Below are 20,903 nucleotides of genomic sequence, written 5' to 3' on the forward strand. Positions count from 1 at the left end.
GGCGGCGGCGGTCTACACCGTGGGCTCGATGCTGCTGTTCGGCATCTCCGCGCTCTACCACCGGTTCTACTGGGGCCCGACCGGCGAGGCGATCCTGCGCCGGCTCGACCACAGCAACATCTTCCTGCTGATCGCCGGCACCTACACCCCGCTGGGCATGGTGCTGCTCCACGGCAAGGACCGGGTCCTGCTGCTGAGCATGGTCTGGGGTGGCGCGCTGCTCGGCATCCTGTTCCGGATCTTCTGGGTGGGTGCGCCGCGCTGGCTCTACACCCCGATCTACCTGGCGCTCGGCTGGGTGGCGATCTTCTGGATGGGCGACTTCTACCACTACGGCGGCGCCGCGGTCGTCAGCCTGATCGCGGTCGGCGGCGCACTGTACTCGATCGGCGCGGTCGTCTACGGCACCAAGCGGCCGAACCCGTCGCCCCGGTGGTTCGGCTTCCACGAGATCTTCCACGCGTTCACCGTGGCCGCGTTCGTCTGCCACTACATCGCGGTCAGTATCGCGACGTACCGCGCGGGCTGACCTCAGCGGCGCATCCGTGCCGGCCCTGAAGACTGGCTGAAGATCCTCCCGCACGATGGTCTGTAACCGTCGTTTGGGGGGACAGCATGACCATCGCACTGGAACCACTGGGCCGGGACGCGCTGACCGGGGACGACCTGACCGCGCTCGTCCGGACCGTGACCGGCCACCCGGAGGCCGATCCGCGGGACGTCCGGGTCGAGCCGGTCAGCTACCCGATCGGTACGCCGAGCACCGAGGCCCTGCTGCGCGTTTTCGGTACGGCGACCCTGCCGACCGGTTCCCCGGACACGTACATCGTCGAGTGGTCGTGTTTCGTGAAGAAACTGCAGTCGGTCCGGCACTGGCCGTTCATCGCCATGGTGCCCGAGCCGTTCCGGGAGAGTTTGATCCAGGACCTGCCCTGGCAACTGGAGATCGCGGTCCACCGCAGCGACCTCGGCGACCTGCTCCCCGACGGCATGCGGCTGCCCGAGGCGTACCGGATCGACCTGTACGACGACGATCGCGGCACCATCTGGATGGAGAACGTCGTCCAGGAGCCGGGGCCTTGGCCGATGGAACGGTTCGAGCGCGCGGCGTACCTGCTGGGCCGGTTGTCGGCCCGCCGGCAGCCGCACCTGGTCGAGCCGCTGCTCCCCCGCGGAAAGCGCACCCGACCCGGCTACGCGCTGCGCAACTACACGAACGGGCGGGTGACGATGTCGGCGCTGCCCGCACTCGCCGATCCGGAGACCTGGCGGCACCCGATGCTCGCGGCCGCCGTCTGCCACCTCGGTGACCACCGGCTCCGGGACGACCTGCTCGCGCTGGCCGACCGGCTGCCCGCCGTACTGGATGCTCTCGACGCGTTGCCGCAGTGCTATCAGCACGGGGACGCGAGTCCGCAGAACTTGCTGGTGCCCCAGGGGCGACCGGACGAGTTCGTGGTGATCGACTGGGGATTCGACTGCCCGCAGGCGGTCGGGTTCGACCTCGGTCAACTGCTCGTCGGGCTCGCACACGCCGGCGAGTTGGCACCCGAGGCGCTGCCGGTCGTCCACAAGACGATCCTCACGGCGTTCATGGCCGGTCTGGCCGAGGACGGGATGACGGCGACCGAGCAGCAGGTCCTGTACGGCTACCTCGGCTCGCTGCTCGCCCGGGCGACCTTCACCGCGCTGCCGCTGGAGCAGATCACCCAGCCCGGCAACGACATCAGCCAGGCCATGCTCGAGCAACGGGTCGTGCTCACCCGGACGCTGGTGAGCCTGGTCTCGACGGTGGTCTAACAACCGGGTCTCAGTCGTGTCACAGCTGCAACGAACGCGCCGGCTCCGGGTATCCATGGTGCGTGAGGAACCTCAGCAGATACACAGTGGTGGCCGCCGTCGCGGGACTCGTTCTGACCGGCTGCGGCAACGAGTCCGACGGCGCCGGCGGTACGCCGTCCAGCCCGTCCGCCCCGGCCAGTACGCCCTCGCCGACGCTGCCCACCGCGACGGAGTCGTCACCGGCCGGTGACGGCCTGCCGCTCATCGTCACCCGGACCGGTGGCTTCGCCGGGTTCGACGACAAGGTCGTGATCGGCACCGACGGCGTCGCCACCGTGAGCTCACGCGGCAAGGAGACGGTCCGTTGCAAGCTCGACCCGTCCCTGCTGGCGACCATCAGCGCGGCCGCGCAGCAGGTCGACTGGGCGGCCCTCCCGGTCGTCAAGCCGACCGTCCGGCACCCCGACGACATGATCGTCGCGGTCACTGCCAACGGGAGGACCGCCCGGCTGGAGGAACCGAAGGTGAAGCCGATGTCGGCCCCGGTGAGCACGCTGCTCACCGAGGCCAAGATCCCACCGGGCGACCTGTGCAAGCCCGTGTGACGTGCGCTAGCTCGCCTGCACCGCCACGTCGTCGACGACGAAGCTCGTCTGCAACGACGAGTCCTCCTGGCCGACGAACCGGACGGTGACCGTCTTTCCCTTGTGGGCAAGGACGTTCAGCGTCTTCTGGACGTACGACGAGGTGCTGTCCAGGTTCGAGTACGTCGCCAGCGTGGTGGTCGTGGAGCCGTCGACGACCTGCACCTTGACCGTGTCGTACGGCGTCCGGGTGGTCGTCTCCGCGGTGTCGATCCGGATCCACAGCGACAGTGACGCGGCGGTCGCGGTCGCCGGGACAGTCACCGACTGACCGAGGCTCTCGGTCGTGGTCCGGCCGTTGCCCTGCAGCCACGCCTTCCAGCTGCCGGTCCGGGCCGGACGCCCGGTGTTGCTGGTGATCACGCCGGTCGTGCCGGTCCAGCTCACCGCACCCGATTCGAAGCCGGGGTTCTGCAGCAGGTTGCCACCGGCGGGCGGGTCGCCGCTGTAGTCCTTCTGGGCGTAGTTCCACATCATGTGGCCGATGGCATCGATCTGCCGGTCCAGCGAGGTCAGGTCGATGTTGCTGACGGTGTCGCAGGAACGGTGGTAACACCGGTCGAACGCCTGCCCCGCCGTACCACCCCACTTCGCCGCCTGGGCGGACGTCTTCGTCGCCTCGGCGCCGGAGAACGTGCCCGCGGTCGGGATTCCGAGCGACCGGAAGGCCGCGTGGTCGGACCGGCCCTGGACGTCGATGAGCTCCGTCTGCACGCCCTTGCCGGTGAAGTACGCGACCAGGTCGTCACGGGCGCCGTCGCCGGCGGGATTGTCGTCGTACACGAAGTAGCCCGGGTTCGGCGAGCCGATCATGTCGAAGTTCAGGTACAGCTCGATCCTGTCGCGCTCGGCCGTCGGCAGGTTGCTGACGTAGTACCTCGAGCCGACCAGCCCGAGCTCCTCCGCGCCCCAGAAGCCGAACCTCAACCGGTTCCTGGGGGTCTGGCCGCTGGCAGCGTAAGCGAGGGCGGTTTCGAGTACGCCGGCGCTGCCTGAGCCGTTGTCGTTGATCCCGGGACCCGAACTGACCGAGTCCAGGTGGGAGCCGGCCATCACGACGTGGTTCGCGTCGCCGTGCGGCCACTCGGCGATCACGTTGTACGACGTACCCGCCGAGGTGGAGAAGGACTGCAGGGTGGTGGTGTAGCCGGCCGCGTCGAGCTTCGCCTTCACCCAGTCGGCGGAGGCCTTGTAACCGGGGCGGCCGGTGGCGCGGTTGCCGCCGTTGCTGGTGGCGATCGACTGGAACTGGTCGAGGTGCGCCTTGGCATTGGTGACCGAGATGTCCGGGGACTCGGCCGCGCCGGCCACGTCGCCCGGGACGAGCAACGCACCGGCGACGAGGACGACGCCGAGCCCGGAGTACAGGGACGTACGCATGGTTCTCTCCTTTGGCCTCAACAACAAAGAAGAAGAGATCCGGGGCGCGCGGGCTCGGGCGGAGGCCGCACGCGCCCCGGACGGTCAGCTTGTCGCCAACGACGTGTCGTCGACCACGAAGCTGGTCTGCAGCGACGAATCCTCGTTCATCAAGAACCGCACGGAGATCGTCCTACCCTTGAATGCGGTCACATCGAACGTCTTCAGGGTGTACGTCGCGTTCTGGTTCAGGTTCGAGTACGTCGCCAGCGTCGTCGTGGTCCCTCCGTCGACGATCTGAATCCTGGCCCGGTCGTACACGGTGGACCTCGTCGTCTCGGAAGTGTCGATCCGGATCCAGAACGACAGCGTGGCGGTAGTCGCCGACGCCGGGATCGCCACCTGCTGGGAGATGGTTTCCGTCGAGGTCCGGCCATTGCCGCCGAGCCACAGCTTCCAGGTGCCGGTCCGGGCCGGACGCCCGCTGTTGTCGGTGATCGGGCCGGAGGTGCCGGTCCAGTTCACCGCACCGGACTCGAAGCCCGGGTTCAGCAGCAGGTTGTCACCGGTCGGCGGTTCCGGGTCGGTGCCACCGCCGCAGGCCGCCGCACCGGCCGGGACGGAGATGCCGTTGAACGCGGCCTCGATGCCCTTGCACTGGGCCGAGTCGGCGCCGTACAGCTCCTTGGCCGAGTTGATCGCGCCTTCGCGCGCGTCCTTGTAGGTGCTGCCAGAGCTGAGCTTGGTGCTCAGCGTTCGGTACCAGACCTTGGCGGCCACGTCGCGGCCGACGCCGGTGATGGTGGCACCGTTGCAGGCGGTACTGCTGTGCGTCACTCCCCCGATCACCTTGCTGCCGGTGCCCTCGGAGGCCAGGTAGAACCAGTGGTTGAGCGGACCGGACGAGTAGTGCGGGTCCGCCCCGCCGACCGCGCTGCTCCAGCAGTCGTAGCTGCGGCCGTCCTTCGACGGCTTGTCCATGTAGCGCAGCGGGGTGCCGTTGCCGTTGATGTTGATCTTCTCGCCGATCAGGTAGTCACCCGGGTCGGACGAGTTGTTCGCGGAGAACTCGGTCGCGGTGCCGAAGATGTCCGAGGTGGACTCGTTCAGGCCGCCCGCGTCGCCGAAGTAGTTCAGGTTGGCGGTCGCCTCGGTGACACCGTGGCTCATCTCGTGGCCGGCCACGTCGATGCTGGTCAGCGGACGGGCGTTGCCGGCGCCGTCGCCGTACGTCATCTGGGAACCGTCCCAGAACGCGTTCACGTAGGCGTTGCCGTAGTGCACCCGGGAACGCGAGCCCTGGCCGTTGTTCCAGATGCCGTTCCGGCCGTGGACGTTCTTGTAGTAGTCCCAGGTCAGCTGGGCGCCGTAGTGCGCGTCCACGCCGGCGGTCTGGCGGTTCGAGGTGGCGCCGTTGCCCCAGGTGTCGTCGGGGTCGGTGAAGGTCGTACCGGAGCCGGAGGTCGCACCGTTGAGGTCGGTGGTGTGGTTGCCGCCGCGGCTCGGGTCGCTCATCGTGTAACTGCCCGACGTGCCGATGCTGACGGTGCCGGAGTACATCGAGTTTCCGGTACCGGTCTTGATCTCGTCGGTCTGGGCCAGCACCGCACCGGTCTTGGCGTCGATGTAGGAGTGCAGGACGGACGGGGTCTGGTCCGCCTTCACCCCGGTGGTGACGACGTCGTAGGCGAGCACGGGCTTCGCCTCGGTGACGAACACGACCAGCGAACCCTTGTTTCCGGTGGCCTTGAACTCGGCGGCCCTGGCGGCGGTGGCGAGCGCGGCCGACCGGGGCAGGGTCGGCTGGGTCGCGACACCGACGGACTTGGCGCCACGGTTGTAGGTCACCTGGCGGATCGCCTCGCCCTTGCGTTTGACGATCAGGTCGCCGCCGACGACCGGCAGGCCGTTGTAGGTCCGGTCGTAGCGAACGTACTCGGTGCCGTCCGGGTCCTTCACGACGTCGCGGACCTTGAGCACCTCACCACTCGCGAGCCCGAGAGTTGCGGCCGTCTGCGCGGTCAGCGCCTGTTCTGCCTGGACCGCGGCCGGCTGGTCGAAGCCGGACGCCGGAAGCGGAGCCGCACGATCAGCGGCTCCCGCGGGCGAGCCGGTGATCGCGGCGGCGAGTCCTGCTGCCGCGGCGATGGCCACCGCCCCTGCTGATGTCAGTCGTTTCAAGACAACATCTCCTCACGGTGCGGTCGCTGTTTGGGCGCAGCGACCAATTCAGTTGGGGACGCCGGACGCAGTTTGGCCCAGCAGTGTCACTGCCTCTGTTGTGACACTGTGTGTCAGGACATGCGAGTTCTGTTACATCCGGCTGAGGGAGGACTCTCGTCCCCGCAGGGCCGGGAGTCAAGGGATTCTCGCGAAACGGCAGGGAAAACCCGCACCGCCGTCGTTGTCAGTCGGCCGGCGTCAACGCCCGGCGAAGGTCTTCCGGCAACACGACCGGAAGCCCGCAGGTGAACTTCTGACAGACGTACGCCGCCGGCCGCCCGTCGACCAGGACACGGCCGTCCATCAGCGGCACGGCGAGACCGGGCGGGCCGTGGACGATCGCCGTACCCCAGGGAGCCGTTCGGAGGGCGGTCCTGAGCAGTTCGGGGGACGCGCCGGCGATTGCGATCTCCAGCGGGCCGGAGGCGACCGTCTCGGCGACGGCCAGCGCCCGCCCGGCGAACCGGGGCGCCCGCGCGGCGATCGTCGCGGAGGCCGTCAGCGCTTGCTCCGCGGCGGTCTCGTACCGGACTGATCCGGTCAGGCTCGCCATCGTCGTGAACGCTTCCGCCGCGAGGCTCACGCCGGCCGGGCTGGCGTTGTCGGTCGGGTCCTGCGGACGCCAGACCAGTTCCTCGGCGTCGGCCGCGGTGTCGAAGTAGGAGCCATCGGCAACGAATTGCTCGAGCGTCCGGTCGAGCAGGCCGCGTGCGGTCTCGTACCACTCGACGTTGCCGGTGACACCCAGCAGAGTGAGACAGGCCTGGGCGTATGCCGCGTAGTCCTCGAGCACACCGTGAGCGGTGCCGACCACTCCGTCACGGGACGTGCGGTGGAGCCGGCCGGTGTCGTCGAGGTGGATGTCCCGGACCAATCTGGCCGCCGCCTCCGCTGCTTCGACGTACTCGGGCCGGTCGAGGATCACGCCGGCGCGGGCGAGCGCGGTGATGGCGAGACCGTTCCACGCGGCAACGACCTTGTCGTCACGGCCGGGGTAGGTGCGACGGCTCCGGGCTTGCCGGAGACTCGCGCGGACGCGTTGCCAGCGGTCGGGGTCGTCCGGGTCCCGGCGGAGCTGCAGGACGGACGAGCCGTGCTCGAACGTGCCGGTGACGTCGCAGAGGTCGACGACCCAGGCGGCGTCGTCCGCGTCGAGCACCTCGCGGAGCTGGTCCGGCGTCCAGACGTAGTACTTGCCCTCCTCCCCTTCCGTGTCCGCGTCGAGCGCGGACGCGAAACCGCCCTCGCCGGTGCGCAGCTCGGCGAGCAGGAAGTCGGCGGTCTCCTCGGCGATCCGCTTGGCCAGCGGGTCCTCACCGAGAATCCACCAGTGCGTGTACACGTCGAGCAGCAGGGCGTTGTCGTACAACATCTTCTCGAAGTGCGGCACGATCCATTGCCCGTCGACCGAGTAGCGCGCGAAGCCGCCGGCCAACTGGTCGTACATGCCGCCGCGGGCCATCCGGTCGCAGGTCGCCGCGACCATGGCCAGCGCGTCCCCGGAACCCGTCCGGCGGTGGTGCCGCAGCAGGAAGTCGAGCACCATCGACGGCGGGAACTTCGGCGCCGCGCCGAACCCGGCGTCCACCGGGTCGAAGTCGACCTTCAGCAGCGCGGCCGCCCGGTCCAGGTCGATCGCCCCGCCCTGCTGGACCTGGTGCGCGCCGAGCTGCTCGACCACCCGTCGGCCGATGCCGCCGATCTGGTCGCGCTTGGTCCGCCAGGCGTCGACCAGGGACTCGAGCACCTGCCGGAACGACGCCATCCCGGCGCGCGGCTCGGCCGGGAAGTACGTGCCGCAGAAGAACGGTTCGGCGTCCGGCGTCAGGAACACCGACATCGGCCAGCCGCCGTGCCCGGTCATCGCCACCGTCGCGGACATGTAGATCGCGTCCACGTCCGGACGCTCCTCGCGATCCACCTTGATGCTGACGAAGTGCTCGTTCAGGTACGCCGCCGTCGCCTCGTCCTCGAACGACTCGTGCGCCATCACGTGACACCAGTGACAGGCGGAGTACCCGACCGACAGGAATACCGGCACGTCCCGCTCCCGCGCCTCGCGCAACGCCTCCGGCGACCACTCCCGCCAGGCCACCGGGTTGTCGGCATGCTGCCGCAGGTACGGACTCGTGCTCCGGCCTAGCTCGTTAACGGGCGCCATACCCCCACGTTATGCCGTCTGCGACAAGGCGACCGACAGGCCCAGGGTCAGGGCCATGACGAACAGCTCGAAGCCGACGAGCTGCCAGAAGCCGCGGCCGCTCTGGACCAGGTCGCCGATGGCCCGGCGGCGCTGCAGCGCGCCGGCGACGATCAGGATCACGAACACGGCGGCCTTGGCCAGCAGGAGGGCGCCGTACGAGTCCGCGGTGACGGCATCGAGGGCGCCGTCCCAGCCACCGCCCCTTGCCGCAAGCCGGCCGGCCGCGCTGATCAGACCGCTCAGCAGCACGGTGACCGAGGAGATCACCGCGACCTGGCTGAACCGCTCGAGCACGATCGGCAGCCCGCTACGGCTGGCCCGGCCGTACCGGACCAGGCCCGCGAGCCCGCCGATCCAGGTGGTCGCGGCGATGACGTGGAAAACCAGGGCCGCGCCGGCGAGGACCACGTACGACTCGTTGCGCGGGTAGGCCGTGACCGCGGTCGGGATCAGAGCGGTGATGGCGACGACCACGCCGAGCCCGGCCGCCGACGACGTCTGCACCCGTCGGATGCCGATGGCCAGCGCGACCACCAGGATGCCGGTGATCAGCAGCGCCTTGACCTCCGGTACGCCGAGCGCGTCGTCGAGCCGCAGGCGGAGCAGGTCGACCGGGGTGTCGAGCAGGACCGCGGCGGTGACGACCGCGCCGGCGAACGCACAGACCGCCCAGATGATCGCCGAGTTGCTCGCGTCGCGCACCGCACGCCGGCCTTGGACACCCAGCGGCCCGCCTTCGATCCGGAGCAGGACGACCGCGGCCAGCAGAGCACCCGCGCAGCCGACGGTCGCGAGCGCCGAGATCAGCCGGAAGAACGGCAGCAGCCAGCCGACGAACAGGCTCGGGCCACCGATCCCGCCGATGTCCCGCGGTTCGCTGCCGGCCGCGAACAGGGCGATCACCAGGGCGATCGAGGCGACGACGACCGCACCCGCGCCACCCGCGACCAGCCGTCCGGGCATGCGGTGGCGGGCGGCGCGGGTCGCGGTCACAGGGTCGTCCTGGCCTCGGCACGATTCAGCACGCGAGTCACTATAGGGTCAGCCGGAGGTGGGCTGCCCAGTCCGACACCATCTCGTGATGAGGGTGCCCGGCACCGATCAGGTCTCAGGGCTGCGAGTGGTGCTTCGTCTCACTGTCCGCCGACTCGCCGGCGTCATCCTTCGCCGGGGCGGCCGCCGCCTTCGGATCGGCATCGCCAGCCGGGTCCGGTGAGCTGTTCGCGCTCGCTGGGGCGTCGGACGGTGCTCGGTCGCGCGCAGCATCGGGGTCGCCGAAGTCGATCTTCTTCAACTGCTTGCCCATGTTGCGCATCAGCAGCACCATGGCGGCACCGAGCGCGAGCACGATCAGCAGCGCGACCCAGCCGGGGCGCACCGAGTTCGGGTCGATCTCGGTCGTCACAAGGGTGGTCATCGCTGTCACGCCACCAGTCTCTCACTGTCCCGCGCCCGCCGTCAGCGCAGCCCCGCGAACAGGTCGTCCTCGGGCAGTTCGGACTCGACCAGGCTGCGCGCCAGCTCGTAGTCCTCCGTCGGCCACGCCTCCTGGTGCACCTCCAGCGGTACCGCGAACCAGGCGCCGTCCGGATCGATCTGGGTGGCGTGGGCCAGCAGGGCCTTGTCCCGGGTGACGAAGTACTGGGCGCACTCCACCCGGGTGGTGATCCGGCGTTCGTTCTCCGGGTCCGGCTTCCAGTCCTTCAGGCGTTCGGCGTACGGCGACTCCAGGCCGCGCGCGACCATCCCGTCGTGCAGCGCCTTCATCCGCTCGTAGTGGAAGGTGTGGTGGTAGTACAGCTTCAGCGGCTGCCACGGTTCGCCGAGCTCCGGGTAGGCGTCCTTGTCACCGGCCGCCTCGAACGCGGCCACGGTGATCTGGTGGCACATCACGTGGTCAGGGTGCGGGTAGCCGCCGTTCTCGTCGTACGTGGTGACGACCTGCGGACGGAACTCGCGGATCAGCTTCACCAGCGGAGCGGCCGCGTCCTCCACCTTCTGCGCGGCGAAGCAGCCCTCCGGCAGCGGCGGCAGCGGGTCGCCTTCGGGAAACCCGGAGTCGACCCAGCCCAGCCACTCCTGCCGGATGCCGAGGATCTCGCGGGCCGCGTCCATCTCCTTGCGGCGGATCTCGGTGATGTTCTCGAGCACGTCGGGCCGGTCCATCTTCGGATTCAGGATCGATCCGCGTTCCCCGCCGGTGCACGTGGCCACCAGGACCTCGACGCCTTCGGCGACGTACCGAGCCGTCGACGCGGCTCCTTTGCTCGACTCGTCATCGGGGTGGGCATGCACATGCAGCAACCGAAGATCTCCACTCACAAGACACAATGGTCCTCCAAGCCCGGCCCACTCTCACGACCGACCCCCTGGACTTCCCTTGACTGACCCGACCCCGGCCAGCCGGCCGCCCTCCACCACCGGCGCGACCCCACGTCCCGGCGCGGACCCGACCACGCCGGACGACGCCGCCACGGCCGGCGGGGACATGTCGGATCTCGACGCCAGGTACGGGCGGAGTGGGCGGTCGCGGCGGCCGGTGGTGATCGGCGTGGTGGCGGTGATCGTCGCGGTGGGGCTGGCGTGGCTGGTGTGGGCGGCGTTCGTGCAGTCGACACCGCCGGTGACCTCGCGGCTGATCGGGTTCGAGATCACCTCGCCGACGTCGGTCAAGGCGACCATCGAGGTCGACAAGAGCGAATCCACCGAGGCGAGTTGCCGCCTGCAGGCGAAGGCCGCGGACTTCTCCATCGTCGGCGAACTGACAATCACCGTGCCTGCCGATTCCCCGCGCCACCAGACGGTGCCCGCGACGCTCACCACCCAGCGGGCGGCCACCTCGGTGGTATTGATCGGTTGCACCACCCCGGACAATCCCCGGCCGCACTGACAACTGCCGCGGTACGCCGGAACCCCAGGTCAGGTGTCTCCCGGCTGTGGTGGCAACCGATTGCCGCAGAACTGTTCACGATATGGAAAAACTGCCCGGCAAGCGATTTCCCCGTGGTTGCGGCGGCAAAGAACTGTGGGGTTCCGCGCCGTAACTTGCTACGCTCAGTGGATTGGTCGCCGTCGACGACGGCGGCCAGAAGCATTTTCTGCCCATCCCACCGACACAAGGAGCAGCCCGTGACGCAGAGGATCGAAGAGGACAGCGTTGTCTGGCTGACGCAGGATGGTTACGACCAGCTGAAGTCCGAGCTCGAGCACCTCAAGGGCCCCGCCCGTGCCGAGATCACGCAGCGGATCAGCGAGGCCAGGGACGAGGGCGACCTCAAGGAGAACGGCGGCTACCACGCCGCGAAGGACGAGCAGGGCAAGATCGAGGCGCGGATCCGGCAGCTCGAGGACATGCTGCGCCGCGCCCGGGTCGGGGAAACCCCGAAGGCCGGCGCCAAGATCGGGCCGGGGATGAAGGTGTCGATCAAGTTCGCCGGTGACGACGACGTCGAGACCTTCCTGCTCGGCTCCCGCGAGTTGCTCGCCCTGGACGCGTCGGTCGACATCGACGTGTACTCGCCGCAGTCCCCGCTGGGATCCGCGATCCTCGGCAAGAAGAAGGGCGACAAGGCGACCTACGAGGCGCCGAACGGCAAGGACGTGACGGTCGAGATCGTCGCTGCCGAACCCTTCACCGGCTGACCCACCACAGCTCGAGCGCCCCGGTGGACCCCACCGGGGCGCTTCGCATTTTCCTGCGGACCACCGGACACGTCCGGCCGGCGATCCGCCGTACCGTCACCGCGACCTCACCGCCGGCTGACCGCCTCGTGGCGTCCTGTAACGGCCGCACGATGCCCGACGATCAAGCAGGGGTAGCGCCCGGCCCGACCGTCACCACGACGACCACGGTCACCGTGACGCCGAGCGCGTCGGCGACCGGCGGCGTCACCACCGGCACGGACACCGGCACGGACACCGGCACGAACACCGGCACGGACAACGGCATCGGGACGGCAGGCGACAGCGTCGCGGATCTGCGGCCGATCACCGGCCGGATGGACAAGGGGCCGTTCGCGATTCACGCACAGGAGTTCGGCGACGGGCTCTACCGGAACATCGGGGTCTGCAGCCGAACGATCTCGGCGACCTGGAATCTCGGCCGCAGGTATCAGCGGTTCAGCGCCGTGATCGGGCTGACCGACAAGAGCCCGGACGCGACGCTGAAGGTCAAGTTCACCGCGTACGTCACCGACGGCACAAGCCGGACCGCGACCGAACCCGTCGTTCTCGGCAAGTACCAGCCGCATTCCCTGCAGGTGGACCTCAACCAGGCCGACGCCCTCGAGCTGGAGGCCGTCCCGATCACCAGCAAGGCAGTTGCTGGGCGCGGGCGCTGTCGCGTGGGGCGATTCCCGGCTGTACGCCGAGTGATCTCGAAAGCAGTGGCCTGGTCCGCACCCGGTGGCGGCCGAACATGCGTCGTCCGGCCGCCAGGTGCGATGGCTCAGTGACTGGTTGCGCTGCGGTACTTGCGTACTGCGAGCGGGGCGAAGATCGCGATGATGGCAGCGCACCAGATCAGCGACAGCCAGACCGGGTGCTGCGCCGGGAAGCCGTCGGGGCTGGCGAACGGCGACGGGTTGCCGAACAGATGCCGGCAGGCGGCGACGATGGAGGAGATCGGGTTCCACTCCGCCACCGGTTGCAGACCGCTCGGCAGGTTCGGCGTCGGCACGAAGGCGTTGGACAGGAAGGTCAGCGGGAAGAGCCAGATCAGGCCCGCCGACGCCGCCACCTCCGGACCGCCGACCGACAGGCCGATCAGCGCGCCCACCCAGAGCATCGCGAACGCGAACAGCAGCAGGATCCCGAACGCCGCCAGGGCCTGGCCGAACCCGTTGTGCCAGCGCCAGCCGACGACGAACCCGCAGATCACCATCACGACCATCACGAACGCGTTGAACACCAGGTCGCCGATCACCCGCCCGGCGATCACCCCGGACCGCGCCATCGGCAGCGACCGGAACCGGTCGATCAGCCCCTTCGACATGTCGTCGGCCAGGCCGACACTCGCCGAGGCCACCGCGAACGCCATCGTCTGGGCGAAGATCCCGGACATCAGGAACTCCCGGTACGCCCGTGCGCCCGGGAACCCCGGGATCGGGATCGCGTTGCCGAACACGTAGGCGAACAGCAGCACGAACATGATCGGCTGGATGGTCGCGTAGATCAGCATGTCCGGCGTCCGCGGGATCCGCTTCAGGCTCCGCCACGCCAGCACCCCCGCATCCGTCACCGCCCGGCCGACCGGGTTCGCCCGCGCCGGCGTGTCACCCGGCGTACGCCCGACGACCGCGGTCATACCAGCTCCTCCTTCTGCTCGGCCTCGTGCCCGGTGAGGGTGAGGAACACGTCGTCCAGCGTCGGCCGCCGCAGCCCGATGTCGGCGATGCGGATGCCGGCCCCGTCCAGCGTGCGGATGACGTCGACCAGCGTGCTCGACCCGCCCGGCGCCGGCACCGTGATCCGCCGGCTGTGCTGGTCCATCGTGGTGGCGTCCGGGTCGCTGATTCCGAGCGCCCCGGTGAGCAGCTCGAGCGCGCGACCGGTCTCCTCCGGGTCGTGGACGACGACCTCGATCCGCTCGCCGCCCACCTTCGCCTTGAGCTCGTCCGCCGTACCGCGGGCGATGACCGAGCCGTGGTCGACCACCGCGATGCTGTCGGCCAGCTCGTCGGCCTCCTCCAGGTATTGGGTGGTCAGCAGGATCGTGACCCCTTCGCTGACCCGGTCGCGGATGATCTGCCACAGGTCGAGCCGGCTGCGCGGGTCGAGCCCGGTCGTCGGCTCGTCCAGGAACAGCACCTTCGGGTGCGCGATCAGCGAACCGGCCAGGTCCAGCCGGCGGCGCATGCCGCCGGAGTACGTCTTCAGGATCCGGTCCGCCGCCTCGGTCAGGTCGAAGATCTCCAGCAGCTCCTCGGCCCGCTGCTTCGCCTGCTGACTGCCCAGCCGGTACAGCCGGCCGAACATCCACAGGTTCTCCCGGCCGGTGAGCAGCTCGTCGACCGCGGCGTACTGACCGGACAGGCCGACCAGCGAGCGGACCGTGTCCGCCTCCGTCACCACGTCGTGTCCAAGCACGCGGGCCGAGCCCTCCTCGGGCTCCATCAGTGTGGTCAGGATCCGGACCGTGGTGGTCTTGCCCGCACCGTTCGGCCCGAGCAGGCCGAGAACGCTCCCCTCCGGCACCTCGAGGTCGATGCCGTCGAGTGCCTTCACCGTGTTCTTCCTGGATCTGAACGTCTTCACGAGGCCGGTCGCCTCGATTGCAGCCATTCCGCACGTCCCCCTTCTCACTGTGACGCAGGCCATCATCCTCGCGGAGGCTGCCGACAGTTTTCGAGGGTTTTTATCCCTGAGTGAACCCTGAGCGTGAAGTTGAGTGAGACCGACTCAACTTTGTTGACAGTTGAGTCGACACCGCTCAACTACGCCTCTACCGTCCCCGTATGACGTCCAGCCGGAGCATCCTCGGTCACCCCGACTTCCGCCGACTCTGGATTGCGGACCTGCTCAGCCAGCTCGGCGCCCGGCTGAGCATGATCGCGTTCCCGCTGCTCGCCCTCCTCGCCCTGGACGCGACCACGTTCGAGGTCTCGTTGCTGCGCACCTGCGAGACGGCCGCCTGGTTGTTGCTCGGTCTGTTCGCCGGCGCCTGGGTCGACCGGGTCCGCTGCCTGCCGGTCCTGGTGTTCGCCGATCTGGGGCGGGCAGTGCTCTTCGGCTCGATCCCGCTCGCCGCGGTGTTCGGCGTACTGACTCTCACGCAGCTGTACGTCGTTCTCGTGCTGGCCGGGATCCTGACGGTGCTCTTCGACGTGGCGCACAGCTCCTACCCACCGCGGCTGCTGCAGCCGGACCAGCTCCTGCCGGCGAACGCCAAGCTGGCCGCCAACCACTCCGTCGCCGCCGTCCTCGGTGCGGGCGCCGGCGGCGTGCTCGTCCAGTGGATCGGCGCGGCGGTCACGATCGGCGTGGACGCCCTGAGCTTCCTGTGGTCCGCGATCTGGCTCCGCTCGATCCGTACGCCGGAACCCCGGCCGGCCAGACCGGAACGGCCGAACCTGCGCCGGGAGATCGCCGAAGGTATGCGGTACGTGTTCCGGCACCCACTGCTGCGCCCGATCGCGCTGAACACCGCGACGACGATGCTGTTCCAGGCGGCGGCCGGAGCGGTGATGATCGTCTTCCTGGTCCGCGAGATCCACCTGCAGCCGAGCACCATCGGCCTGCTGAGCATGATCGGCCTGGCCGGCGCGATCGTCGCGTCCGCGGTCACCGAGCGGATCAGCAACCGGTACGGCGACGCCCGCACGCTGCTGCTGTCCTCGACGGGCATCGGCGTCGCCTTCACCCTTCAGCCGTTGACCGCACCAGGCTGGCGGGTCAGCTGGTACGTCGTCGCCACGCTGCTGGCCGGATTCTGCATCATCGTCAGCTACATCCTGCAGGTCAGTACCCGGCAACGAGTGTGCCCGCCGGAACTCCAGGGACGGGTCGGCGCAACCATGAGCTTCGTAAGCTGGGGCGCCGCTCCCCTGGGCAGCCTGCTCGGCGGCACCCTGGGCACCACCTTCGGCCTCTACGCCACCCTGTGGATAGCCGGCCTGTCCTCCCTCGCCGGCACGGCCTTCCTCTACCTCTCCCCCTTCCGCACCCTGCGGACGGTCCCCAGCCCGTCCGAACGCCGGGGCTGAACCCACCTGGCGGGGAGCCTGAACAGGTTATTTCCTGTGCAGCGCCCCCGCCAGGTGTTCAAGGCACCGACAGTTGGCGTGGGGTGGCGGACGGTTGGCGAGGTGTCAGTCGGAGACGATCTGGGCGGTGCCCACCAGGACCTCGACGTCGAGGGCGGCTCGGCCGCGGCCGATCTCCACGTCCTTGGACTGGCCGGTGACGGCGCCGGCCCAGGAGACGCGGCCGAGCTGGGACTCAGTGTGCACGCGGACGTCGGAGCCGCGGCGGAGGTTGACGTTGGCGGCGCCGGACTCGACGCGCACCCGGGAACGGCCCTTGGTGATCTGGGCGTCCAAGTTCGCCGAACCCGCCTGGACGAGCAGGTCGATCGGGCCGGCCACGTCGGTGACCTTCGCGGTTCCGGCGGTGACGCGGACCCGGGTGAGCCCGGGCAGACGCTCGGCGTGGACGCTGCCGCCGGTGACCTCGACCTCGACGTGGAGGCTCGGGTTCACCCGGATCCACAGCTCCTTCGCCAGACCGTTCACGTGCGATTTCAGGTTGGTCGGGTTGCGCAGCATGCTGAACCCGTCGATCGAGACGCCCATGTCGCCCTCGCTGCTGATCGCGAGGGTGTCGCCGTCCCGCTTGATCACGTGCGGACCGTCCACCGCGACGCCATTGATTGCGGGTTCGCCGATCAGGCGGACCCGGCGTCCGATCGCCCGTACCGTCACCCGCTGGACACCCGCCGGCATCGGCACGTTGCTGTGCTCCTCCTCGGCCTCCTCGGCCTCCTCGGCCTCCTCGGCCTCCTCGGCCTCGGCAGGCGCCTCGTCGACAACACTGTCCTGAACACCGTCCTGCGCCCCGACCGGCTCGGCGACAGGCGTCGGCTCAGCGCCGGCGGTCGGCTCCGCGGTCGCCCTCGGTTCCGCGCCCGCACCAGGCTCTACGGTCGGGCTCGACTCGGTAGCCGGGCTCGACCCGGCGGCGGCGTGCCGGCCCGCACGTGTGCCGGCAGCGTCCGGGTCGTCGACCGCGTCCGCCCAGACCGAAGGCGACGGCAGGTCGTCCGCCGCGGGCCAGCCGGTCCTACCCGCCGCCCTTTCGGCAGCCGGCTCCTGCGCGACCGGACCGTCGACCGGAGTATTCGTGTCACCCGCTTCGGCCGAAGCCGCCGGCTGGATGGCGGCGATCAGCGTCGCGCCTTCCGCAGTGGACAGGTGACCCTTGGCGACCCGGTCCAGGATGTCCTTGACCCGCCGGTCGTAGTCGCTCTGGTTGCTCATGCGACCAGTCCAGCACCCCGAAGGTCCGAAACCAATCGGGGATCGCCCCGAACCACCGTGAACCCACCCTGAACAGACAGCAGTGCGGGCCACCCCGCGGCCCGCACTGCCTGTTCTCTATCAACCGCACAGCCCGAGAGGGCTGGTTGTTGTCACGCGGCCGGGGACATCTCCTCCTCGGCCAGTTCCTTCTGTACGGCGGCCAGCTCGGCGGCCTCGACCGCTTCGGCCTCCCGCCGGGCCCGCAGACCGCGCAGACCGGTGAGGGCGATCACCAGACCGAGCGCGGAGATCCCGGTCACCACCGCGAGCCCCGGCTTGTACGCCGAGAGCATCCCGGCCGCCGTGGTCACACCGACCGACTGGCTGCTGATCACTGCGGTCACGATCGCGAGGACGACCGCCCCACCGACCTGGTTGGCGGTGTTGAACAGCCCCGAAGCCAGCCCCTGCTCGTGGTCCGGGACACCGGACACCGCCTGGATGTTGAGCGCCGGGAAGCCGATCGCGAACCCGAGGCCGATCAGCATGATGGTCGGGAACACGGTCGAGAAGTACGCCGACTCCGGCCCGATCCGCAGCGACAGCGCGTACCCGGCGACGAACAGCGCCATCGCGGCGACGATCATCGTCTCGGTGCCGATCCGGTCGGCCAGCTTGCCCGCGTTCGGCGACAGCGTCGCCACCAGCAGGCCGGCCGGCAGGAAGGCGAGGGCGGTCTCGAACGACGACCAGCCGAGCAGGTTCTGCAGGTAGAGCGTGCCGATCAGCTGGAAGGCGACGTACGCGCCGAAGACGGTCAGGACGGCCAGGTTCGCCCGCCGCAGCGACGCGTTGCGCAGGATACCGAGCCGGACCAGCGGGTGCTTCGACCGGAGTTCGATGACGACGAACGACGCCAGCAGTACGACGGCCAGCGTGAACGTCCCGATGGTCTGGAAGGACACCCAGCCGGTGTGTTCCGCCCCGACGACGGCGTACACCAGCGCCAGCATGCCGGCCGTCACGGTGATCGCGCCGGGGATGTCGTAGCCGCCGGCTGCGTTGTCGCGCGGGCTGTTCGGGATCAGCTTGATCGCGAACAGCAGCACGATCAGGGCGACCGGGCCGGGCATCAGGAAGGTCCAGCGCCAGCCGACCTCGGTCAGCGCGCCGCCGAGGATCAGCCCCATCGAGAAGCCGCTGGCGGCGCAGGTGGTGAAGATGCTGAGGGCGCGGTTGCGGTCCGGGCCCTCGTGGAAGGTCGTGGTGATGATGGAGAGCGCGGCCGGTGCGGTGAACGCGGCGGAGACGCCCTTGACGAACCGCGCCGCGATGAGCAGTTCGGGACTGGTGGCCAGCGAGCTCAGCATCGAGACCACGGCGAACACCGCGAGGGCGATCAAAAACACCCGGCGGCGGCCGAGCAGGTCGGCGGCCCGTCCGCCGAGCAGCAGCAGGCCGCCGTACCCGAGTACGTAGCCGGTGACGACCCACTGGAGGGAAGAGAGCGGGACGCCCAGGTCGGCGCCGATGGACGGCAGGGACATGCCGACCATGGACACGTCCAGGCCGTCGAGGAAGATCACGCCGCAGACCACCAGAAGAGCGCCCCAGAGGCGCGCGTCCCAGGTCATGCGTGGCGCTGATGTGGTGTGCGTTGTCTGTGTCACGAGCGGAGACTATTCCATGCATGCGCATCTATTGTCTAGGCATTAAATGTGTTTGCATACATTGCGCCTGCATGATAACGTCGCCTCCATGACCGCCACGAAGGTCAGCGCCGGTCCTGGTGGGACCAGCGCCGACGTCAGCGCCGACGTCCGGGAATGGCGTGAGCTGCTGGCCCGCCACGCCGACCTGACCTGCGCGCTCGACCGGGCCCTGCAGGCCGGGCACGAGCTGGGCATGAGTGAGTACGAGGTGCTCGAGCGGCTCGCCGAGCTGCCCGAGCAGTCCGCGAAGGTGCAGACGATCGCGAAGTCGGTCCACCTCAGCCAGAGCGCGCTGTCCCGGGTGATCGGCCGGCTGGAGACCGCCGGCCTGGTCGAGCGGCACATGTGCCCCGAGGACCGTCGCGCCGTCAACGTCCGGCTCACCGAGGCAGGCCTGCGCCGCCAGACCGAGGCGCGGCCGACCCAGCGCCGCGTGCTCGCCGAGCGGCTGCACGCACCGCTGGTGAAGAGCTGCCAGCCCCTACCTCCGGTGGATGGCTGACGATCCGCCACTGACGGCCGATGCCGCCCGCGAGATCATCGCGGACACCTTGCGCCGGGAGGAGCCGGGCAGGACGGCCGAGGATTGATCACTCCCGGACGGCGCCTTCCAGCATGCCGGCGATGAAGTGCCGCTGCAGGAACGCGTAGACGAGGACGACCGGCGTACCGACGATCACCGCGCCCGCGGCCAGCAGCGTGAAGCCGGACGTGTACTGACCGGAGAAGAACGCCAGGCCCAGCGGCGCGGTCCGCAGCGACTCGCTCGTCACCATCACCAACGGGATCAGGAACTCGTTCCACGTCCACATGAACACCAGCACGACCAACGTCACCAGCGCCGGCCGGGCCGGCGGCACGAGCACCTGCCACAACGTCCGCCAGCTCCCGGCGCCGTCCAGCCGGGCCGCCTCCACCATCGAGCGGGACGCGGACCGGAAGTACGCCCGCATCCAGAAGGCGCCGAAGGCAACGGACTGCGCGACCTGCGGCAACGCGACCGCCCAGAAGGTGTCGGTCAGGCCGAGCGTGCGCAGGTCGAAGTACAGCGGTACGACGATCGCCTCGGTCGGCATCATGATCCCGATCAGGAACAGGTAGAACAGCACCCCGGCACCGCGGAACCGCATCGTGCCGAACGCGTACCCGCTGAGGATCGACAGCAGCACGCTGACCACCACGACCGTCACCGAGACCGCGACACTCATCCGCAGGTAGGTGCCGAAGTGCCCGATCTCCCACGCCTTGCCGAAGTTCCCGAACCCGCTCGACCCGCTGCCCGCGTCGTCGGGACCGAGGGCGGCGGCCAGGATCGTCACGATCGGCCCGAGCGCGAACAGGCCGAAGACGGCCAGCAACGTGTAGTTGCCGATCCGCTCGGCCGCCGACGCCCTCACGCGGTACTCCGATCCGCCAACCGGTTGACTCCCAGGGTGATCACGAAGATCAGTACCGTCAGGCAGACGCCGATCGCTGCCGCCGAACCGACCTGGCCGAGCTCGAACGCCCGGTGGTAGACCTCGTACGACGGGACGCTGGTCGAGTTCCCGGGACCACCACTGGTGGTGATGTAGACCAGGTCGAAGGTCCGCAGCGCGGCGATCACCGTCAACGTCACCGCGACCGCGATCTCACCGCGGACCGCCGGCAGCACGACCGCGAAGAACTCCGCGAACGGCCCGGCGCCGTCGAGCCGGGCCGCCTCGTACCGCTCCCGCGGGATCCGCGACATCCCCGCCAGCAGCAACACGGTCACCAGGCCGGTCTCGAACCACGTGCCGATCACCCCGACCGCCGGCAGGGCGAACGTGTAGTCCCCCAGCCAGCCGCGCGCGACCCCGTCCAGTCCGACAGCCCGCAGTACGTCGTTCAGCGGGCCGTCGGGCGCGTAGATGTGGCGCCAGGCAACGGCCACCACCACCATCGCGACCACCTGTGGCAGGAACACGACCGTCCGGAAGAACCCGAGCCCACGCACCCGCGCGCGCTGCAGCACCGACGCCAGCGCGAGCCCGATCAACAC

The 20,903-nt window shown here is 69.4% G+C and carries 20 protein-coding genes; 8 read left to right on the forward strand and 12 right to left on the reverse strand.

What is annotated here, in order from left to right:
* The 3 genes from trhA to E1218_RS26590 form a co-directional block, all read left to right on the forward strand.
* Positions 1 to 529 (forward strand): PAQR family membrane homeostasis protein TrhA (gene trhA, locus E1218_RS26580; RefSeq protein ID WP_132324833.1); only part of this gene is annotated, 529 nt, incomplete at its 5' end.
* A gap of 86 nt (positions 530 to 615) precedes the next feature.
* Positions 616 to 1,800 (forward strand): phosphotransferase, encoded by a 1,185-nt coding sequence (locus E1218_RS26585; RefSeq protein WP_132324835.1) that lies wholly within the window; start codon positions 616 to 618, stop codon positions 1,798 to 1,800.
* 62 nt (positions 1,801 to 1,862) lie between these two features.
* Entirely contained in the window at positions 1,863 to 2,387 is a 525-nt protein-coding gene (locus E1218_RS26590) for a hypothetical protein (protein WP_132324837.1), read from the forward strand.
* A gap of 6 nt (positions 2,388 to 2,393) precedes the next feature.
* Here the strand turns inward: E1218_RS26590 and E1218_RS26595 are convergent, their stop codons facing one another.
* The 6 genes from E1218_RS26595 to mca all read right to left on the reverse strand — a co-directional run bounded on the left by E1218_RS26595 (position 2,394) and on the right by mca (position 10,533).
* On the reverse strand, positions 2,394 to 3,806 hold the full coding sequence (locus E1218_RS26595; RefSeq protein WP_132324839.1) for a M28 family metallopeptidase: 1,413 nt from the start codon (positions 3,804 to 3,806) through the stop codon (positions 2,394 to 2,396).
* An 84-nt stretch (positions 3,807 to 3,890) separates the two neighbouring features.
* Positions 3,891 to 5,966: a M4 family metallopeptidase gene (locus tag E1218_RS26600; protein WP_233712482.1), complete on the reverse strand. Its 2,076-nt coding sequence runs from the start codon at positions 5,964 to 5,966 to the stop codon at positions 3,891 to 3,893.
* A 226-nt stretch (positions 5,967 to 6,192) separates the two neighbouring features.
* Positions 6,193 to 8,169, reverse strand: a complete 1,977-nt coding sequence (locus E1218_RS26605) for a thioredoxin domain-containing protein (protein ID WP_132324842.1) — start codon at positions 8,167 to 8,169, stop codon at positions 6,193 to 6,195.
* 9 nt (positions 8,170 to 8,178) lie between these two features.
* The gene (locus E1218_RS26610) at positions 8,179 to 9,204 is read right to left on the reverse strand and encodes a copper resistance D family protein (protein WP_132324845.1); all 1,026 of its coding nucleotides are present in this window, start codon (positions 9,202 to 9,204) and stop codon (positions 8,179 to 8,181) included.
* 115 nt (positions 9,205 to 9,319) lie between these two features.
* Positions 9,320 to 9,628: a hypothetical protein gene (locus E1218_RS26615; protein WP_132324847.1), complete on the reverse strand. Its 309-nt coding sequence runs from the start codon at positions 9,626 to 9,628 to the stop codon at positions 9,320 to 9,322.
* Positions 9,629 to 9,669: 41 nt separating this feature from the next.
* The gene (mca, locus tag E1218_RS26620; RefSeq protein ID WP_132324850.1) at positions 9,670 to 10,533 is read right to left on the reverse strand and encodes a mycothiol conjugate amidase Mca; all 864 of its coding nucleotides are present in this window, start codon (positions 10,531 to 10,533) and stop codon (positions 9,670 to 9,672) included.
* 58 nt (positions 10,534 to 10,591) lie between these two features.
* On the opposite strand from mca, the gene E1218_RS26625 reads away from it, so the two are divergent.
* The 3 genes from E1218_RS26625 to E1218_RS26635 all read left to right on the forward strand — a co-directional run bounded on the left by E1218_RS26625 (position 10,592) and on the right by E1218_RS26635 (position 12,665).
* Positions 10,592 to 11,101, forward strand: a complete 510-nt coding sequence (locus tag E1218_RS26625) for a DUF4307 domain-containing protein (RefSeq protein WP_233712483.1) — start codon at positions 10,592 to 10,594, stop codon at positions 11,099 to 11,101.
* Positions 11,102 to 11,340: 239 nt separating this feature from the next.
* Complete coding sequence (gene greA, locus E1218_RS26630) at positions 11,341 to 11,853, forward strand: transcription elongation factor GreA (RefSeq protein ID WP_132324853.1); 513 nt, start codon at positions 11,341 to 11,343, stop codon at positions 11,851 to 11,853.
* A gap of 152 nt (positions 11,854 to 12,005) precedes the next feature.
* On the forward strand, positions 12,006 to 12,665 hold the full coding sequence (locus E1218_RS26635) for an NPCBM/NEW2 domain-containing protein (protein ID WP_132324856.1): 660 nt from the start codon (positions 12,006 to 12,008) through the stop codon (positions 12,663 to 12,665).
* Here E1218_RS26635 and E1218_RS26640 read toward each other — a convergent pair.
* Both E1218_RS26640 and E1218_RS26645 read right to left on the reverse strand, forming a co-directional pair.
* On the reverse strand, positions 12,659 to 13,516 hold the full coding sequence (locus tag E1218_RS26640; protein ID WP_132324859.1) for an ABC transporter permease: 858 nt from the start codon (positions 13,514 to 13,516) through the stop codon (positions 12,659 to 12,661). The two genes, E1218_RS26635 and E1218_RS26640, sit on opposite strands and share 7 nt — an antisense overlap.
* Positions 13,513 to 14,493 carry an ATP-binding cassette domain-containing protein gene (locus tag E1218_RS26645; protein WP_132324862.1) on the reverse strand — a complete coding sequence of 327 codons (981 nt, stop codon included), beginning with the start codon at positions 14,491 to 14,493 and terminating at the stop codon, positions 13,513 to 13,515. The genes E1218_RS26640 and E1218_RS26645 overlap by 4 nt, the downstream gene beginning before the upstream one ends.
* A 173-nt stretch (positions 14,494 to 14,666) precedes the next feature.
* Between E1218_RS26645 and E1218_RS26650 the strand changes: the two genes are divergently transcribed.
* On the forward strand, positions 14,667 to 15,914 hold the full coding sequence (locus tag E1218_RS26650) for an MFS transporter (RefSeq protein WP_132324865.1): 1,248 nt from the start codon (positions 14,667 to 14,669) through the stop codon (positions 15,912 to 15,914).
* A 105-nt stretch (positions 15,915 to 16,019) separates the two neighbouring features.
* Here E1218_RS26650 and E1218_RS26655 read toward each other — a convergent pair whose 3' ends face one another.
* A complete protein-coding gene (locus E1218_RS26655; protein ID WP_132324868.1) occupies positions 16,020 to 17,186 on the reverse strand; it encodes a hypothetical protein in 1,167 nt (388 codons plus the stop codon).
* Positions 17,187 to 17,338: 152 nt separating this feature from the next.
* Complete coding sequence (locus E1218_RS26660; protein ID WP_132324871.1) at positions 17,339 to 18,838, reverse strand: MFS transporter; 1,500 nt, start codon at positions 18,836 to 18,838, stop codon at positions 17,339 to 17,341.
* 88 nt (positions 18,839 to 18,926) lie between these two features.
* Between E1218_RS26660 and E1218_RS26665 the strand changes: the two genes are divergently transcribed.
* On the forward strand, positions 18,927 to 19,382 hold the full coding sequence (locus E1218_RS26665) for a MarR family winged helix-turn-helix transcriptional regulator (RefSeq protein WP_132324874.1): 456 nt from the start codon (positions 18,927 to 18,929) through the stop codon (positions 19,380 to 19,382).
* 88 nt (positions 19,383 to 19,470) lie between these two features.
* Here the strand turns inward: E1218_RS26665 and E1218_RS26670 are convergent, their stop codons facing one another.
* Complete coding sequence (locus tag E1218_RS26670; RefSeq protein WP_132324877.1) at positions 19,471 to 20,277, reverse strand: carbohydrate ABC transporter permease; 807 nt, start codon at positions 20,275 to 20,277, stop codon at positions 19,471 to 19,473.
* Positions 20,274 to 20,903, reverse strand: a 630-nt coding sequence (locus tag E1218_RS26675; RefSeq protein ID WP_132324880.1) for a carbohydrate ABC transporter permease, incomplete at its 5' end; no start/stop codon positions are given. The genes E1218_RS26670 and E1218_RS26675, both read right to left, overlap by 4 nt.

This window comes from Kribbella turkmenica, from assembly GCF_004348725.1.
GTDB lineage: Bacteria > Actinomycetota > Actinomycetes > Propionibacteriales > Kribbellaceae > Kribbella > Kribbella turkmenica.